The sequence below is a fragment of the Wolbachia endosymbiont (group A) of Melieria omissa genome, from assembly GCF_964031125.1.
Classification (GTDB): Bacteria; Pseudomonadota; Alphaproteobacteria; order Rickettsiales; family Anaplasmataceae; genus Wolbachia; species Wolbachia pipientis.
Genome location: NZ_OZ035007.1, coordinates 1,284,564 through 1,302,000 on the forward strand (window position 1 = coordinate 1,284,564; position 17,437 = coordinate 1,302,000).

General features: G+C 33.7%; 13 protein-coding genes and 1 pseudogene. 5 read left to right on the forward strand and 9 right to left on the reverse strand.

Annotated features, from left to right (window positions below; all coding sequences use genetic code 11):
- Window positions 1–225 precede the first annotated feature (225 nt).
- Window positions 226–1,359 (forward strand): annotated as a pseudogene (locus ACQH2Q_RS05990) (transposase).
- Window positions 1,360–1,548: 189 nt separating this feature from the next.
- Here ACQH2Q_RS05990 and ACQH2Q_RS05995 read toward each other — a convergent pair.
- The 6 genes from ACQH2Q_RS05995 to ACQH2Q_RS06020 form a co-directional block, all read right to left on the reverse strand.
- Window positions 1,549–2,799: a citrate synthase gene (locus tag ACQH2Q_RS05995; protein WP_015589409.1), complete on the reverse strand. Its 1,251-nt coding sequence runs from the start codon at window positions 2,797–2,799 to the stop codon at window positions 1,549–1,551.
- A gap of 80 nt (window positions 2,800–2,879) precedes the next feature.
- Window positions 2,880–3,149 (reverse strand): 30S ribosomal protein S20, encoded by a 270-nt coding sequence (rpsT, locus tag ACQH2Q_RS06000; RefSeq protein WP_012673338.1) that lies wholly within the window; start codon window positions 3,147–3,149, stop codon window positions 2,880–2,882.
- A gap of 51 nt (window positions 3,150–3,200) precedes the next feature.
- The gene (locus ACQH2Q_RS06005) at window positions 3,201–3,788 is read right to left on the reverse strand and encodes a lysophospholipid acyltransferase family protein (RefSeq protein ID WP_010081980.1); all 588 of its coding nucleotides are present in this window, start codon (window positions 3,786–3,788) and stop codon (window positions 3,201–3,203) included.
- Between the two features lie 193 nt (window positions 3,789–3,981).
- Entirely contained in the window at window positions 3,982–4,968 is a 987-nt protein-coding gene (locus tag ACQH2Q_RS06010; RefSeq protein ID WP_425383456.1) for a tyrosine recombinase, read from the reverse strand.
- A gap of 365 nt (window positions 4,969–5,333) precedes the next feature.
- Entirely contained in the window at window positions 5,334–5,969 is a 636-nt protein-coding gene (locus ACQH2Q_RS06015) for a DnaA ATPase domain-containing protein (protein WP_006280257.1), read from the reverse strand.
- Between the two features lie 129 nt (window positions 5,970–6,098).
- Window positions 6,099–7,163, reverse strand: a complete 1,065-nt coding sequence (locus ACQH2Q_RS06020; RefSeq protein WP_151808091.1) for an AI-2E family transporter — start codon at window positions 7,161–7,163, stop codon at window positions 6,099–6,101.
- Between the two features lie 263 nt (window positions 7,164–7,426).
- Here ACQH2Q_RS06020 and ACQH2Q_RS06025 point away from each other — a divergent pair, with 263 nt between their 5' ends.
- The gene (locus ACQH2Q_RS06025; protein WP_425383457.1) at window positions 7,427–8,620 is read left to right on the forward strand and encodes a bifunctional 2-C-methyl-D-erythritol 4-phosphate cytidylyltransferase/2-C-methyl-D-erythritol 2,4-cyclodiphosphate synthase; all 1,194 of its coding nucleotides are present in this window, start codon (window positions 7,427–7,429) and stop codon (window positions 8,618–8,620) included.
- A gap of 958 nt (window positions 8,621–9,578) precedes the next feature.
- Here ACQH2Q_RS06025 and ACQH2Q_RS06030 read toward each other — a convergent pair.
- Window positions 9,579–10,643, reverse strand: a complete 1,065-nt coding sequence (locus ACQH2Q_RS06030) for a 5-(carboxyamino)imidazole ribonucleotide synthase (protein WP_264339552.1) — start codon at window positions 10,641–10,643, stop codon at window positions 9,579–9,581.
- A gap of 96 nt (window positions 10,644–10,739) precedes the next feature.
- On the opposite strand from ACQH2Q_RS06030, the gene apaG reads away from it, so the two are divergent.
- Window positions 10,740–11,141 carry a Co2+/Mg2+ efflux protein ApaG gene (gene apaG, locus ACQH2Q_RS06035; protein ID WP_425383458.1) on the forward strand — a complete coding sequence of 134 codons (402 nt, stop codon included), beginning with the start codon at window positions 10,740–10,742 and terminating at the stop codon, window positions 11,139–11,141.
- Between the two features lie 177 nt (window positions 11,142–11,318).
- A complete protein-coding gene (locus ACQH2Q_RS06040; RefSeq protein WP_264339551.1) occupies window positions 11,319–12,200 on the forward strand; it encodes an Rpn family recombination-promoting nuclease/putative transposase in 882 nt (293 codons plus the stop codon).
- Between the two features lie 10 nt (window positions 12,201–12,210).
- Here the strand turns inward: ACQH2Q_RS06040 and ACQH2Q_RS06045 are convergent, their stop codons facing one another.
- Window positions 12,211–13,809, reverse strand: a complete 1,599-nt coding sequence (locus ACQH2Q_RS06045; RefSeq protein ID WP_425383459.1) for an ABC transporter permease — start codon at window positions 13,807–13,809, stop codon at window positions 12,211–12,213.
- Between the two features lie 129 nt (window positions 13,810–13,938).
- On the opposite strand from ACQH2Q_RS06045, the gene ACQH2Q_RS06050 reads away from it, so the two are divergent.
- The gene (locus tag ACQH2Q_RS06050; protein WP_425383460.1) at window positions 13,939–14,766 is read left to right on the forward strand and encodes a rhodanese-related sulfurtransferase; all 828 of its coding nucleotides are present in this window, start codon (window positions 13,939–13,941) and stop codon (window positions 14,764–14,766) included.
- A 178-nt stretch (window positions 14,767–14,944) separates the two neighbouring features.
- On the opposite strand, the gene topA is transcribed toward ACQH2Q_RS06050, so the two are convergent.
- A complete protein-coding gene (topA, locus tag ACQH2Q_RS06055; RefSeq protein WP_338481894.1) occupies window positions 14,945–17,395 on the reverse strand; it encodes a type I DNA topoisomerase in 2,451 nt (816 codons plus the stop codon).
- Window positions 17,396–17,437 lie beyond the last annotated feature (42 nt).

A 17,437-nucleotide genomic window follows, 5' to 3' on the forward strand; every position in this document is an offset into this window, starting at 1 on the left:
TCGTCTATAGATTTTTGAAGTCTCTTTGCTATGTTTTCGATAGCTTCATCATTAGGTAAGTGTTCAGGCAATGGCGTCAACTTAAGGAAAAATATCAGCGATAGTGTATAAAATTTCTCTCTAAATTTTTTATCATTAAATTATCCAAAGAGTGCAAGGGACAGCACTTTTGTTTCTGTTTTATTTCAACAAAGAAGTCTAAAATGTGTCCTTTTTAGGTGAAATATGCAAAAAGGAAAAAACCTTATTCTACAAATTAAAAATATAATATACTCGAAAACTTTTCAGAAAATCCATTGTGTTGAGTTTTACACGAACAAGCTTTTTCGACAGTATTTTCTATGATTTTAAAGTTAGTTAAAAAAAGTTTGGGAATAGAATGTGAACTTATGGAGCCATTGACATGTACCCTCAAAGCAAGCTTTTTCTAAAGCAAGGTATAAGATTTGCCATACAGGCTCAAGAATTTAAGCATCCAAACAGCCTATCAGGATGAACCTGAGTTGGAGAGGCTATAGACTTATTGCAGCAGATGGTTCTGGTATGAGATTACCCAGCTCTGGGGAAATTGTATCCGAGTTTGAACCAAATGGAACAACAGGCACCATTGGCAATTTGTTTGTTGATTTGTGTACTTCATTGATTTGCAGTGCTCGTCTTGCAGCTTGGAATATAGGTGAACAAACGTTGGCGGCAGAGCAATTACCCGAAGTTATCACTCAAATGCGTTTATTAAATCAAGAGAAATTATTATTTATCTATGATCGTCTTCAGTAAAATTCATTCAGCAGCATTATGATTTGGAAGTAGATTTTATTTTTTGCTTGCAAAAAAGAAATTATAGTAAGCTATGGGAACGCTGGCGAATTAGATTTTGATTTTATATTAGAAAATGAAAAGCTAAAAAATAAAATGAAAGGACAGAAAGTAAGAGTTATAGTGCTGACATTAGCCAACTGAGAAACAGAGTTTTTGACCGAGACTTTGGAGCAAAGCTTATGTGTTAAGGTGGCACATAGAGGAGTGCTATAAACGACTCAAAGTAGGAGCAGAGTTAGAGAATTTTTCTGGAGAGGCTGTATTACAAGAATTTTGGGCAAACTTGGTCATGTGCAATATATTATCGCTTCATATATGTGATGCACAAGGGCCTTGGAACCCAGATCAAATTACTGAGTATCGTTTAAATTTTTCAGTTTTATTTAGTGTAATGAGACAGAAACTCTATCAGGTACTTATTGCGCCAAAAAACTTTCAAGCCCTTTTTAAGTATACGCGCTAAAGTTAAAATCCGACCGGGACAGCCGCAATAAAGTAGATAAGCCTAAACGCCATCATGTCTTTAGGAGAGTTTGCTAATGAAAGTTCTTAAGTTGACGCCATTGGCTAAACGGATACGGAATGACACCATCCTTTTTTCTGGATTCCAGACTGGAATGACACCTCTGGACACTTCCGTTGTAAAGGAACCAGTGTCAGCTACTCGGATGACACCTTTTTTCTACTTAGTTTGGGTTATGCAAGAAGTCTAATGAAGTGAAAATAAATTTATTTACCAAAATAGAGTTGCCTTGGTCTACAGATCTTAGTTTCTTTATCATTTATCATTTCATACCACTGAGTAACCCAACCAGTGGTTCTTGCAAGTGCAAAAATAGGCGTGAACATATTTGAGGGGATATCAATAGCATTCATTATTATACCTGAGTAAAAATCAACATTTGGATATAACTTACGCACGATAAAATATTCATCCTTTAAAGCTATTTCTTCAAGTTTTTTTGCAATTTTAAGCAGTTCATTATTTTGTTCTAGTTTACTTAGAACCTCATGGCAAGCGCCTTTCAATATACGCGCGCGCGGATCATAATTTTTATAAACACGATGTCCAAATCCCATCAATTTAAATGGATCTTTATCATCTTTAGCTTTTTCGATGAATTTATCTATATCTCCACTTTGCTCTATCTCTTTTAGCATATTTATAACTGCCTCATTAGCTCCACCATGTGCTGGTCCCCAAAGTGTAGCAACTCCTGCAGAGAGGCTTGCAAACAGATTAGAACCAGCCGATCCCACCAATCTGACAGCCGCCGTAGAAGCATTCTGTTCATGATCAGCATGGAGAGTAAATATTTTATCCAGAGCTTTTGCAAAAAGGGCGCTTTTATCATTATCAACAGCATCGCCAAATATCATCTTTAAGAAATTTTCACTGTAACTTAATTCATTGTTAGCATTTATGAATTCCTGATTGTTGATATGCCTATAAATCATTGCAATAATTGTGGAAACTTGCGCTATTGCAGAAATTCCAAAATCTAGGTCTTCACCATTGACATTGTTGCCATGCTTTTCATGATAAGATGCTGACAAACTTGCAAAACATGCAACTAAGATTGACATAGGGTGAGCAGTTTTTGGAAATGCTTTAATTACATTTGTAACTTGCTCTGATACTTTGGATGATTCTTGTATTTTGAGAAGAAATTTTTTGTGTTGCTCTGAACTGGGTAATTCACCATAGAGCAATAAATAAATCACAGCAGTAAAATTATTATTCTCTGCCAAATCAGCTATATTATGTCCCCTATATTTAAGAACTCCTTCATCTCCATCAATGAATGTAATTGTAGAAGAGCATGAAGCTGTAGAAACAAACCCTGGATCGTAAGTGAATAATCCTGTCATCTTATATAAATCCTTGATATTTAACACATCAGGACCTGTTGTTCCGCTTAATACAGGTAGCTCGATTTTTAATCCATTACTTAGTTCTAATAGCACTTTTTTATCCATCACTTAAGCTACTTAAATTTTATACAGAATATACAAACTGAGGAGTATATATTAATACAGTTAACTTTACATTAACCGTATTAAGCGGTCATCAATGCTTTTACTTTTGCATTTAAGCGACTTATTTTACGCGCAGCAGTATTCCTATGAATAACACCTTTATTCACACACTTGTGTAAATTAGATTCAGCATTCCGAAATGCCAGAACAACATTTTCTTTGTCGCCAGACTTGATTATATCAACCAATTTTCTAATAGAGGTGCGAGTTTTACTTTTCCGCATCTTATTTATTAAAGTGCGCTTTGCTATTACCTTTATCATTTTTTTAGCACTCTTATGATTTGCCATATATTAATACCTAAAATACTGTACTTTTCTTTTAATTATAAAGTTTTTTTGTTAATTTGCAATATCAGTTTTTCCTATGGTTAATCTACTGCTTCTCTCTTCAATAATTTTTTCTAAACTTTGCAAGAATTCATTTTTGTTTAACCCAGGATATATTGGGGGCAATATTTCTATTACTGCCTTTCCGGGATTCTTTCTCAGAGAAAGTATGCTTTTTGGCCAAAACAAACCAGTGTTTAAAGCAACCGGTAACACAGGAACAGATAATACGCTATATAAAGCAGCAATACCTGGTTGATATTTTATATTTTGGTTTATAGTTGTTCTTGTACCTTCAGGAAATATTATTATGCTTCTATTTTCTTTTATACGCATTTTTGCTAGTTTGATTATATGGCGTATAGAACTGATACCATCTGAACGGTTAATAAAAATCATTTTCAGCGCTATAAGATGCAAACCAATGAATGGAATCCATTTCAATTCACGTTTTAAAATAAAAACCGCTTTTCTAAATAGTAGTATAAAAATAAATGTTTCAAATGGAGATTGGTGTTTAGATGCAATGATAAAAGGTTGCTTAGGGATGTTTTCCATTCCCCTCACTTCATATTTAATGCCACATAATAAACGCAGCATGAATAATACAACTCTCACCGAACAGACGAGGAAAATGGTTATTACACACTCAGAAAAGAAAATTACAGGGAGAGTAATGAAAGTATAGAATACCTCCCATAATATAAGAAAGAAATTAAACAATAAACTTGAAATCACAAACTCACATAAATTTATTTAAATTTAACTTTATTACAAATTAAAAACAATAAATTTAATTATTGATCATCTGAGTAATAGGATGCGAATCAGCTAATTTGTCCTTTAACTTTTCGTTAGCAATATGAGTATATATTTGTGTTGTAGAAAGGTTAGTATGGCCAAGAACTTTCTGTATCAACACAATATTTGCTCCGCTATTTAGTAGATGGGTAGCAAAAGAATGCCTAATCACGTGTGGAGAGATCTTATTTTCATCAATATTGCATTTTCTTGCCAACTCCTTCATTAATTGACCGACCCTCTGCCTTGTAATTGGTTTATTAGGTTTATCACCTGGGAATAGCCAATCGGATTCCTTTTCTTTAGAGATCAGATTATCACGAACTGATAAATAATTTCTAAGGCTCTGCAATACTTGTTCATTAAAAAGAATTTGCCTCTCTCTACCACTTTTTCCTTTTATTATTATATAGCATTCTTTGTTATTACTGTTTATTAAATGTGACACTTCACATAATTTCATACTAATTAGTTCAGAAACACGCATTCCAGAAGAGTAAAGGATATCTAAAATCGCACATAGCCTTTTACTGCTTATCTCTTTATTCGATTCGCTTGCTGATTTTCTCACTGTGTCCATTAGCAAAAATATTTCTTCGACACTTAAATACTTAGGCAAAGGACGAGAAACTTTTGGATTCTTTAATTCAGCATCATTAGCCGGCGCTGGATTAAAATCTATTATTCCGTCATTAAATAGACACTTGTAAAAATTTTTCATAGCGGATATTTTTCTTGATATAGAGCTACTTTTATATTTTTTTTGTGTACATAAAGATTTCACATAATCTTTAATATTGGTTTTGTTTACACCAACCAAGGTAGTGCCGCTTTCCAATAAAAATTCTTCAAACTGGTGTAAATCCGAACGATAACTTTCCAGAGTATTTTGTGCAGCGGACCTCTCTGAAGCTAAAGCATCTATGTAATATGTTATGTAAAGATTTTCTTTTTTATTTTGCGACTGTTTATTTTTCATTATCAGTTCCTATATTTATTTCTTTGGCTATAATTTGATTAGAAGTGTTCCCTGTGTTTCTTATGAGAAAATATGAGACAAATAAAGCATTTATCAATAGAGTGAACATCACAAACTTTTGCTTTAACCTTTTTCTTAAATTTAATCTTACTCTTATCATAGTTAAATTATAACGTTAAATCTATAAAAAACACCTTATAAAGTGAGCTCTACTATAAATATAGAATACTTCTTAGCTGTATCTATCTATATTTATTATAACATAACATTGATTATAATTCTAACATGGACAGATAGAGATTCCAATTACGTTAGTGTTATGGGTGTTAATAAATTTTTAATATACACCTTTACAAAAGAAGAAATCAAATGGCATCTTTTTTTAATAAAGTGCTAATAAAAGGAACGGTCACATTTGACCCTATAGATTCATTATCTATCTTTTCTATAATTTTATCAATGCTATAGAAAGAACGTTCTATTCTTGCTAAAATATAATTAATCACTTTTAAATCAATTTTTAACTGTTTATCTGAAAATCGTTTTATTAGCATAATTCTTAATAATTCCTCGCTTGCAGGCAAAATTTTTACGCTGATAGTTGATAATATTCGAGAACTTAAATCTCTTAGTTTGAAGTTAAGCTTTTTTGGTGAAATTGAAGAAGTGATTAGCAGCCTCTTGTCGTTTTCTTTCATGTAATTGTAACAATGTAATAACATTGCTTCATCTTTAATGTTTTGTACGTCTTCTAAAATAAAAGCATCGCTATACCTAATCTCGCTTACGAAGTTATTCACATTGATAAAGATTGCATCGTTTATTGATTGCCAAATATGAGCAAGATGAGTTTTACCGGAGCTTTTAGGTCCAAAAAGAATCAGACATTTCCAAGATAAATCATTAACTACCGAATTATATACGTGCTTATTTTCATCTAAGATGATGTAATTTTGCCGGCTATAATCAGCTTGATTGTTGTTAAATAAATTTAATTGCACGTTGAACCTCTTACGTAACCTCTTTCTGGTAGTAATTTTTGCGCAGAAATTTACTTACGCTCCTCAAATGTGTCAGGTATTCTGGGCTCATTTCTCCTCTTACCATAAATTGATTATGCAAAAGGTCTGTTAGCCGTTTTTATAAAGCTCACTTTTAAAATATTTATTGATTGCATATTCTACTGATACATTGAACATTGCTATTATTGGAATAAAAAGTAATATACCTGTAAATCCAAAATATGAAGCGCATATAGTAATTCCCAGAATAATTACAGTTGGATGTATATGAACTTTTTTTCCTATTAATAAAGGAACTAATATATTTGAATCTATTAATTGTCCAACACCAAATAATAGCAAAACAGCAGCACTTTCAAACCATCCACTAAATTGAGTGATAGCGCTCAAAAACCCAATAATGGTATATAATAATGGCCCTACGTAAGGTATGAACGTTAACATTCCTGATAAAATTCCAATAACAATAGAGTGTTCCAATCCGATTATGCTCAGGCTCACAGAGTAAAAGACCATCATGACAATACATACATTTACCTGCCCCTTTAGATAATTAGATATAATGAAATCCACTTTGGAAAAATAATCTGCAATTTTTCCTCTGTAAGGAATAGGGATTAATTTACTAGCTTTTTCTATAATTAAAGGCCAATCACGTAATATATAGAAAAACACTACAGGAGTAATCACCATTAATGATACCGTGTTAAAGCTTGAACTTAACACTTGGATTATAAAGTTACTAGCAATATCAAGAGCATTCATGAAATAAGATACATAGTTGCTGTAATTTTCTGCTAGATTTTTAGATAAATGATCAAATAAGCTATCCTCGATTTTCATATTAAGAAATTCTAATACAGAGGGGATTACTTTAAGCTTTAATGAAGGCACTTTACTCACTAAGAAATTTAATATTGAAGTAATTTGAACATATATAATAGGTAAAACAAATGTTATGACTAGTATAAAAGCTATTAATAAAATAAGTATTATAAAAATTACAGAACATGAACGTGGTATTCTATACTTTTCAAACTTGACTACTAGCGGATTAAACAAATATGCAATAATAATAGATATTAAACATGGAAAAATCATAGGACGCATCAGGAATAACATCCCTATTATAAAAAGCAGTATGAAACAAATAGTTATATGACGTTTTTGCATGTGTTTAGCATAGCTAATTTACTGAAAAATATGCAATTTATTTTTCCTATGTTGAAAGTATTTTACGATTTGTAATACTATCGTTTTTTACTAAAATTTAGTTGTTTAATCCGCAGGCAAAGATAGATTTTGAGCTCTCTAAATATCTCTTTTGCTATTATAATTATGCTAGTTAATAGGGGAAGTAACTTTTATATGATGTCAGAAATTTTATTTTTCGGAAAGAATCTTGGATAGAGAGGAAAGCTTCTACAAAAAGAAATATGTGCGCTAAGAAATACAAAATAGCAGCATTAATAGTTGCAGCGGGAGTAGGCAGTAGATGCAATTCTACGATTCCTAAGCAATATATAAAACTGGCAGGTAAATCTGTTTTATTTCATACAATTAAAAGATTTCTGGCTAACCAATATATAGATTACATAAGAATAGCAATTAATAGAGACCATGAAAGTTTCTATGAGAAAGCTATATCACTAATTACAGACACTAAATTACTAAGCCCTGTATACGGAGGAGAAAACAGGCAAAGTTCAGTTAAACTAGGGCTTGAAAGCTTACAAAAAATTAACCCAGATTTTGTAGTTATACACGATGCTTGTAGGCCTTTTGTGTCAGATGTTCTGATAGATAACTTGGTTGAATCTATGATTAATGATCAATATACAGGAGTAGTTCCAGCAATAGAAGTTGAAGACACTATGTCATTGGTGAGTAATAGTTTTATTGAATCTACGATTTCAAGAGGAAAGCTCAGAGCCATACAAACCCCTCAAATTTTTAATTTCAAAGAATTATTATCATGCCATCAATCAGTCAAAGAATTTACTGACGATTCATCACTAATGGTAGAGCACAAAAAACATGTTGCGATTATTAAAGGTGAGAAAAGCAATTTTAAGTTAACCACAAAAGAGGATATCAATATGGCAAAGCTTCTTTTTGAAGAGCCAAAATTTCGTGTCGGAGCCGGTTATGATATACATAAGTTCATTAAAGTTCAAAATGGTGCTGAAAGCTTTATAAAAATTTGCGGTGTGAAAATTGAACACAACATGGCAATAGAAGCGCACTCTGATGGTGATGTTGCAATACATGCAATCGTTGATGCAATACTCGGAGCACTGGGATGTGGCGACATAGGAGAGCACTTTCCTCCTAGTTCCTCTGAATGGAAAGATTGCAATTCATCTCACTTTCTTGACTTTGCTGCTAAAAAAGCAAAAGAAAAAGGGTACAGCGTGTCTAATTTAGATATTACTATAGTTTGTGAAAAGCCTAAAATATCGCCTTACAAAGTAGAAATGAAGAAATTCATATCAAAAGCATTAGAAATTGATGATGAATTTGTAAATATCAAAGCAACCACTGCAGAGAAATTAGGTTATATTGGAAGAAATGAAGGAATAGCAGTGCATGCTTCTGTGTTATTGCATACAAACTTTTATTGGAAATAGAAACGAAAAAACTTACTTGACACCCTTCGCCAGCCCCCTTATCATGAAACTGAAGCTATTTATTTATCTTCTCTGTACAGATTAAATGACAAAAAAACTCAACGTATTTGGCGTCTCATGTTTAATTTTTTGCACTATGTGCACCTTATGTCTTTATCAAATTTCTAGCTATACAAGCTAAAATGCGCTTATAAAGCATTTAAAACATCAAAAAACGCCAACTTAAAAAATGGATAGTGAGTAATTAGCTACCCTAGGTTTTCTTTGCCTTTTTTTCTGTTTAGTAAATTTCTTAATGTTTATAATTTAGATTAGTTGCGGCTTAAAAGCAGATGAATCGCGGTTATTAAACGTTTAGAATAAAAAAACGCCATACTTGAAAGTATAATGTAAGTAACTAGCCAACCACGGGGCTTCTTTTGCCTTTTTTTTCGTTTGGTAAATTTCTTAAACATTTATGGCTAAACGACAACCGTCATCCCGCTACGTGTTAGCGGGATCTAGAGATACCGCGGCGGCATGACGTAGGACTGCTGTCATTCAAGTAGCTGACGCTGGAATCCAGCCTTGCTGTAATCTCATCAAGAACGTTGTGTTTTAACATAAGATCAGCCACTTTTATGCTTACCAACTTAATAAAATTCCTGGATCCAAGTAGTCAGGCTACTCGGATGACACCTTCATAAAGTGAAATGAGATCCCGCTAACAAGCAGCGGGATGACGAGAAAGGGGCTACTCGGATGACACCCTCATAAAGTAAAATGAGATCCCGCTAACAAGCAGCGGAATGACGGGAAAAGAGGTGCTGGGATGACACCTTCACAAAGTGAAATGAGATCCCGCTAACAAGCAGCGGGATGACGGGAAAAGAGGTGCTAGAATGACACCGTTTACTATGTAACATCTCATCATATCACAATGTTCGTACAGTTGTGGCGGTATGACGTAGAAAAACTGTTAACTTAAATCTATATTGACATGTCCCATTTTACGCTTATCCCTAACCTCTTTTTTCCCATATATGGTTAAACTAGCTTTTTCGTTGCTCAAATACTTATGAGAATCATATATATCATTACCTATTATATTTTTCGTCATACAAGGAAAGCGTAATACTACTTCCTGCATAGGTAACCCGCATATTATCCTAACTAGCTGTTCAAATTGACTAACGTTACATGCATCCAAGCTCCAGTGGCAAGAATTGTGAGGTCTGGGAGCTAGTTCATTAACTAACAATTCGTTATCCTTAGTAACAAAAAATTCAATAGCCAGAATTCCTATTACATCAAGCGCATTTGCTATTTTCTTTGCAGCTCGTTGTACCTCTTGAGTTAATTTACTATCTATTTTAGCTGGCACTGTTGAAGTATCAAGTATTCCATCAACGTGGTAATTTTCTGCTATAGGAAAAAAAGCTACTTTACCGTTTTTATCTCTTGCAACGACTATTGAAACCTCTTTCAGTAGATCAACACTTGCTTCAAGAATGTACTCTGTATTCCAATCAAAGGAAGCAAATTGCTTCACTTCAGAATCATTCTCAAGCACATATTGCCCTTTTCCATCATAACCCATTTCTGTTGTTTTCAGCCTTGTTGGATAGCCAAAAGCTCTACTGCTTTTCAGTAGCTCATTATAATTTTGTATACTCTTATAGTTAGCAGTTTTTATACCCAAGTTTTTAATAAAATCCTTTTCTCTCAGTCTGTTCTGCGAAATGTGTAACGCTTTTTTACCCGGATAAAAATTTACATCGATATCAATTGCACTACATGGAATATTTTCAGACTCAATAGTAACTAAATCCACACTCTGTGCAAAAGATTCAAGAGCTTTCTTATTAGAGAAATCTGCTATTGTGAAATCATCAGCAACAGAGCAAGCCGGATCGTCTTTAGCACTGGCAAAAACATGTGTTTTTTGTCCAAGTTTTGTTGCAGCGATAGCAGTCATTTTACCTAATTGTCCACCACCTATTATTCCTATTACTTTTTTGCTGAGCGCATCTGGTTCATTCATACTATAAATTGATACTTCCTAATTAAAGTATACTTGAAAAATCTATGAAAAAAGTATATAATTAAGATACTATTTTCTTATCATGAATATTTTATAATGATAGAATACACACTAACTACCAACTTTGTTGAAGTTACAGTTTTACCAATTTATATTGAAGAGAAATCCATTCCTTATGAAAATTGCTATGTATGGATGTATAACGTTAAGATAAAAAACAAAAGCCAATCAACTATTCAATTGTTAAGTCGTCATTGGCAAATAATAGATTATAAGGGAAAAGTAAATGAAATTGCCGGAGTTGGTGTTATCGGAGAACAACCTGTGATAAAATCTGGAGAGGTATTTAAATACACAAGTGGAACATACTTAAATGTACCGTCAGGAATAATGCAGGGTAAGTATGAATTTCTGAATGAAGAAAGCATAAAAGTTTTTGAAGTTATGATACCACCCTTTTCTTTGGATAGTCCATACATCAAAACTAGACCCCATTAACTGTCAAAATAGTTTATTTGTAACCAGACTGCATTCTGTGATTTTTAGCAAAGCACGATCTTTCATTTGAGCTTTCTTCAATTTAAAATAAATACAGAAACTAGCTATCTTCAAAAATATGGTTGAATAATTGTTAATAATAGTGTATAATTATTAATATTTTCAAGCATTTTTGCCATGGCTCTTTCAAAATTTCTCGATCCTCGCAATGATTTGTGTTTCAAAAAAATCTTTGGAACGGAAAAAAATAAGAATATCCTGATCCACTTTTTGAACGATATTTTAGGGTTTACTGAGATAAATGCAATACAAGAAGTTGAGTTTCTTAGCACTATTATGGATCCCGAAGTTGCCTCTGATAAACAAAGTATTGTTGATGTTCTCTGCAAGGATTCTCACGGAAATAGATATATAGCAGAAATGCAGCTCGCTAGAGACAAGGGCTTCGAAAAACGCGCTCAATTATATGCCGCTAAAGCCTACTCAAGACAATTAGATAAATCTGGCAACTACATTGATTTAAAGAAAGTCTTCTTTATTGCTATATCAAATTGTAACTTACTTCCTGAAGAAGTTGATTATATTTCTACTCACAATATACGTGATATAAAAACTAACGGCCATTACTTAAAAGATTTTCAATTTATCTTTATAGAATTGCCCAAATTTTCAAAAAGTAAAGTAGAGCAGCTAGAAAGTACAATAGAAAGGTGGTGTTTCTTTTTTAAATATGCAGAAGAAACAACAGAAGAGGACTTAAAAGAGATAGCAGAAAAAGCACCAATAATAAAGCTGGCGTATGATGAGTTAGACAAGTTTCGTTGGAACGAAAAAGATTTAGTAGCCTATGAAGAAAGGATAATGGATCTACGCAAAGAAGAAGCCATTCTTGAATACAGACTTGATCTTGCTACTGAAAAAGGCAAAAAAATTGGTAAAGAGGAAGGGAAAATTGAAGTCGCAAAAGCAATGCTGGCTAATAATGTTGATGTCAACACTATTGTCAAGTTTACTGGCCTTTCTATTAGTGAGATTGAAGAATTAAGTGGAAATCTGTGAACGGTTACGTTTATTTTTTATCCTTATCATCAAGTGTAAATAAGGTTATTGTAGAGATTAAGCCTATTATAACTATTATTAACGAAAATGGGGCAGCTTCTCTATAGCGCTCATCGCTTACAAGTTCATATATTCTAGTTGATATAGTTTCAAAATTAAATGGTCTTATAATAAGTGTTGCTGTGAGCTCTTTGATAGTATCCATAAATACGAGCAAAAATCCCGATAATATACTCTTCTTGATGAGAGGGATATGAACATTCAAACATGTGGAAATAGGTCCATGACCCATAGTATATGCAGTCCACTCAATTTCATTTGGTGTTTTTTTGAGCCCTGACTCTACCGCCTTGAAAGATATAGCAAAAAAACGAAATAAATATGAGTAAACTAATGCGCCAATAGTTCCTACCAAGCTAATTTCCACAATATATTGAGTAATGGAAGAGGATATTCTGCTTAAAAATATTATTATGCTAATTGCGATAATTGCATTTGGAATTGCGTAGCCTAAAGAAATGAGACGTGCTACATTATTGATTACCTTATTTTTACGCGCCGTATATCCAATAATTATTGCAATGCTAATTGAGATTAGTGCAGTGATGAATGATAAACTAACGCTATTTGCTATTATGTTATAGAATCTTGCTTCATATATGAAAAACCCCTTCTCTATGCTCCAATATATGAGCGGAATCATTGGCAAAATAAAACCTATTAATATCGGCAATACACACATAAGATAAGCAAAGATCAATGGTATAGTGCCACTTATACTCCGTTTGTTGTGATAATCTGAATTGGTATTGATTGAAGAGTAGGATATTCCTTTTTTTTGTAGTTTTTTTTCGATAGCTATTAGTGTTGCAACGAAAATCAACTCTGCAACTGCTAAAACAGTAGTTGAATATTTGTCATGCAGTAAAAACCAGGTGCGATATATTCCTGTCGTAAAAGTATCGATAGCAAGAAACTGTGGTGTGCCGAAATCTGTAATTACTTCCATTAGTACCAAAGACAACCCAGCTATAATCGATGGGCGTATGGAGGGTATGATGACAGAAAACAGGCTCTTCAATGAGGAGAACCCAAGTGTTGACGCAATAGTGACTGAGTTACTAACATTCTTTAGACTTGAGCGGACTAACATATAAACGTATGGATATAGGCTGAATCCCATTACTAATATTCCACCACCTAGGGATTTTATTTCAGGAAACCAATAGTCACCTTTGCTCCACTCTAAAATGTCTCTTAATGAGCTCTGCACCGGACCTGAAAACTCTAGCGTATTTACATAGACGAACGCTACTATATATCCAGGAATCGATATCGGAAAGAACAAAGCAATCTCAAAAATTTTACTTCCAGGAAATGAAAAAAATGTGGTGAGCCAAGCTGGAATTACTCCAAATATGAAAGATATTCCCCCCACTCCTATCATCAAAATTAACGTACTCAGTATATATTCAGGGAAAAGTGTGCTGATTACCCATCCGGAATTTGCTGTATCTGTAAATAGAATTGATATTAATGATAATATTGGACAGACGAATAATATACTTACTAGAAATAAGAATATATTTTTAAATACTCTTAAAAACATTAATTTGAATCTATATTTTATATTAAAATGTTATATGTAAAAACTGAAGATATCCAGTAATTAACAGCCGTACTATTGAATATCTTTATAATTTTGTATATCATGTTTTTAGTTGATAAGTGAATAATCATGAGCTTCGTCATTGCAACTTTCTATCACTTTGTAGAACTCTCTAATTATTATGACATGAAAGACGAAATAAAAGCTGCATGCAACAACGTTGAGTTAAAGGGCACTATACTCCTTGCAGAAGAGGGTGTTAATGCAACAATATCTGGTGAAAGAAACGCAATTGATAAAATATTCGATTTTCTACGTTCTGATTATAGGCTAAGGGACCTTACATGGAAAGAGAGTGCAGCAGAATATCAACCATTTAGCAAGATGAAGGTAAAATTAAAAAGAGAGATTGTGAATCTTGGTGTAAGCAATCTTGATATTTCCCTTAAGGGTAAATATGTTGATCCAGAGCATTGGGATGATTTTACTTCTCAACCTGACGTTTTAGTAATAGATACACGAAACGAGTATGAAGTGAAATTAGGCAAGTTTAAGAATGCAATTAATCCACACACACAATGTTTCCGTGAGTTTCCTCAGTGGACAGAGTCATTTTCTGAGAGTAAAAACCTGAAAGTGGCTATGTACTGCACTGGTGGGATTAGATGCGAAAAATCTACAGCATATATGAAAAGCCTTGGATTTAGTGATGTTTACCATCTTAAAGGCGGCATTCTTTCTTACCTTGAAAAAACTTATAATAAAAATGGTAATTGGAAAGGAGAATGTTTTGTTTTTGATGATAGAATTGCTGTTGATAACTCATTTACTCCAAGCAACACAATAAAATGCATATTCTGCTCAAATCAAGTTTCAACTGATAAACTGAAATCAGTTCCACGTGGCCAAGTGGTTTGTTCTGATTGTAAACTTCAGTGTTATAGCTATAATAAATAAAACATCATACTGCTGCAGTTGTATGCACGTTGTGATTTGAGAGCAACCTCTACCAGAAAGGGTGTCATGCCAGTGCCCAGACACTGGCATCCAGGTTCTTTTTTTCTAGATTCCAGCGTCACACGCTGGAATGACAAAAAAGCTGATTTTTAACGTAGATAATGGTTATGCAAGAAGTCTATTTCTTGCCCTTAATCAACTCTAAAGCCTTCTCCAAATCTATACTTTCAATATCTGCACTCTTGCCCAAAGCAACGTTTGTTTTACCGCATTTTATATAGAATCCGTACCTACCGTTGCAGATAAAAACTTCTTTTCCCTTTTCATTAACCCCGAGAGATTTTAACTCTTTGCGTGGACTGTTTGCAATAATTTGTACAACTTCGCTCAATTCTGTATTCAGCACCTCTTTGGAGCTTTTCTTAAGAGAAAAGTATTTACCATCATAGAAAATATAGTACCCAAATCGCCCAAGGCCTATTTTTACTTCCTTTCCGGTTTCAGGGTGTTCTCCGATTACTTTTGGCAAGGAAAGTAACTGAGTAGCGGTGCTCAGATCAATCTCATTAACATTTATATCTTTTGGTATGGAAACCGTTTTTTTCTTTTTTAACTCGTTATTAAACTCCAGATAAAGTCCAAAAGGACCCTTTTTGATCATCACTTCTTGGTTTGTTATATCATCTACACCTAAACTTTTTGGATATTCTGAATTGTCGTTACTGCCCGTAATTTCTTTTGTATGGTTGCATTCAGGATAGTTAGAACATCCAAGGAACACCCCGGCTTTTCCAAAGTTCAATTTCAATATGCCACCTAAGCAGTCAGGGCATTTCGTATTCACCTCTTTTCTTCCTTCTTCTGAACAAAACCAATCGATTACCAAATCGTGAATGCCGCTGAAAACTTCATCATGCGTCATTTGCTTGACAGAGTTTACATGACCAAAAAATGGCACCCAAAAGTGGCCTAATTCTTTTTTCCAATCTGCATGTCCATTTGAAATTAAATCAAGCTTTTCTTCCATTTGTGCTGTGAAATCATACTCTACACAACGCTGAAAAAAAGTTTCTAAAAATATAGTAACGATTTTACCACGACTGCTTGGAATAAACCTTTTGCTATCCAATGAAACGTACTCACGATCTTGTAATACCGAAATAATTGTTGCATAAGTTGATGGTCGACCTATACCGATTTCTTCCATTTTTTTTACGATACTTGCTTCACTATAACGAGGTGGCGGTTGAGTGAAATGTTGTTTTGGCTCAACTGAAATCAGCTTGCATGCTTCCCCTTCCTTCATGGCAGGTAGCAGGCCTTCATTTTCGGCTTCCATGTTATCTTGATAGACTCTATAAAAACCATCAAAGAATATACTTGATCCACTTGCTCGCAGAATTACTTTCTGGTCAGTAGAACTAATTTCGACTACCACTTGATCAAGGATCGCCGATTCCATTTGACTTGCAATGGTTCTTTTCCAGATTAAATCATACAATTTAAATTGCTCTGGCGTTAGATAATCCTTAATACTACCCGGCGTTCTACTTATATCAGTTGGACGAATTGCTTCATGTGCTTCTTGAGCATTTTTGACCTTTTTTACATATTTACGAGGAGACTGCGGTAAATATTTATCACCATATAATGACTTAATTGACCCTCTAATTGAGTTTATAGCCTCATCTGCAATATGAAACCCATCTGTACGCATGTAAGTTATCAACCCTACAGTTTCACCACCAATATCGATACCTTCATATAAATTTTGCGCTATGCGCATAACACTTTTCACATTAAAATACAGTTTATTCACTGCATCTTGCTGAAGACTTGAAGTAATAAACGGAGGAAGTGGGTTTCTCTTAACTTGCTTGCGTTCTACTGTGCTTACAGCATATTGCCTTGACTCAATCTCCCTGACTAAGTTCTTTGCTTCTTCTTCATTCTTAATATCAAATTTTTCTAGCTTTTTATTGTCATAGTGGCTTAGCATAGCAAAAAAAGCCTCATCTTTGCTATTTTGCATTTCTGCCTTTATGCTCCAATACTCCTGTGTTATAAATTTACTAATTTCATCTTCTCGTTCGCATATAATCTTTAATGCAACAGACTGCACGCGTCCTGCAGACTTGCTCCCCGACAATTTTGTCCACAGCAGTGGTGACAAACTAAACCCAACTAGATAATCCAAAGCTCTACGTGCTTGTTGTGCACGCACTAAATCCATATTTATTTCACGTGGATTTTTTATAGCCTCTTGAACTGCTCTTTTTGTTATCTCATTAAAGACTACTCTATGAATGTTGCTTTTATCATTGATTGCTTTCTTTTCTTTTAATGTCTCTATCACATGCCAAGCCATTGCTTCCCCTTCTCTGTCTGGGTCTGTTGCAAGATATATATCTGATGTTTTGCTTGCTGCTTTTACTAGCTCTTTTATATATTTTTCTGCTTTTTCAATGGTTTCATACTTTATAGCAAAATCATTATCCGGATCGACAGAGCCGTTTTTTGCTGGAAGATCCCTCACATGTCCAAAGGATGCAGCTACTTTGAACTCTTTACTCAAATATTTACCTATTGTCTTTGCTTTCGCAGGTGATTCAACTATTAATAATGCCATATTGTTAATTATTTTAGTACTTAAAGATAATATGTTGAGAAA

Coding starts and splice junctions, on each gene's coding strand:
- ACQH2Q_RS06040 (WP_264339551.1), top strand. CDS start 11,319: ATGGCTCTTTCAAAATTTCTCGATCCTCGCAATGATTTGTGTTTCAAA.
- ACQH2Q_RS06005 (WP_010081980.1), bottom strand. CDS start 3,788: ATGCTGCGTTTATTATGTGGCATTAAATATGAAGTGAGGGGAATGGAA.
- ACQH2Q_RS06030 (WP_264339552.1), bottom strand. CDS start 10,643: ATGAATGAACCAGATGCGCTCAGCAAAAAAGTAATAGGAATAATAGGT.
- ACQH2Q_RS06010 (WP_425383456.1), bottom strand. CDS start 4,968: ATGAAAAATAAACAGTCGCAAAATAAAAAAGAAAATCTTTACATAACA.
- topA (WP_338481894.1), bottom strand. CDS start 17,395: ATGGCATTATTAATAGTTGAATCACCTGCGAAAGCAAAGACAATAGGT.
- ACQH2Q_RS06020 (WP_151808091.1), bottom strand. CDS start 7,163: ATGCAAAAACGTCATATAACTATTTGTTTCATACTGCTTTTTATAATA.
- rpsT (WP_012673338.1), bottom strand. CDS start 3,149: ATGGCAAATCATAAGAGTGCTAAAAAAATGATAAAGGTAATAGCAAAG.
- ACQH2Q_RS06050 (WP_425383460.1), top strand. CDS start 13,939: ATGAGCTTCGTCATTGCAACTTTCTATCACTTTGTAGAACTCTCTAAT.
- ACQH2Q_RS05995 (WP_015589409.1), bottom strand. CDS start 2,799: ATGGATAAAAAAGTGCTATTAGAACTAAGTAATGGATTAAAAATCGAG.
- apaG (WP_425383458.1), top strand. CDS start 10,740: ATGATAGAATACACACTAACTACCAACTTTGTTGAAGTTACAGTTTTA.
- ACQH2Q_RS06025 (WP_425383457.1), top strand. CDS start 7,427: ATGTGCGCTAAGAAATACAAAATAGCAGCATTAATAGTTGCAGCGGGA.
- ACQH2Q_RS06045 (WP_425383459.1), bottom strand. CDS start 13,809: ATGTTTTTAAGAGTATTTAAAAATATATTCTTATTTCTAGTAAGTATA.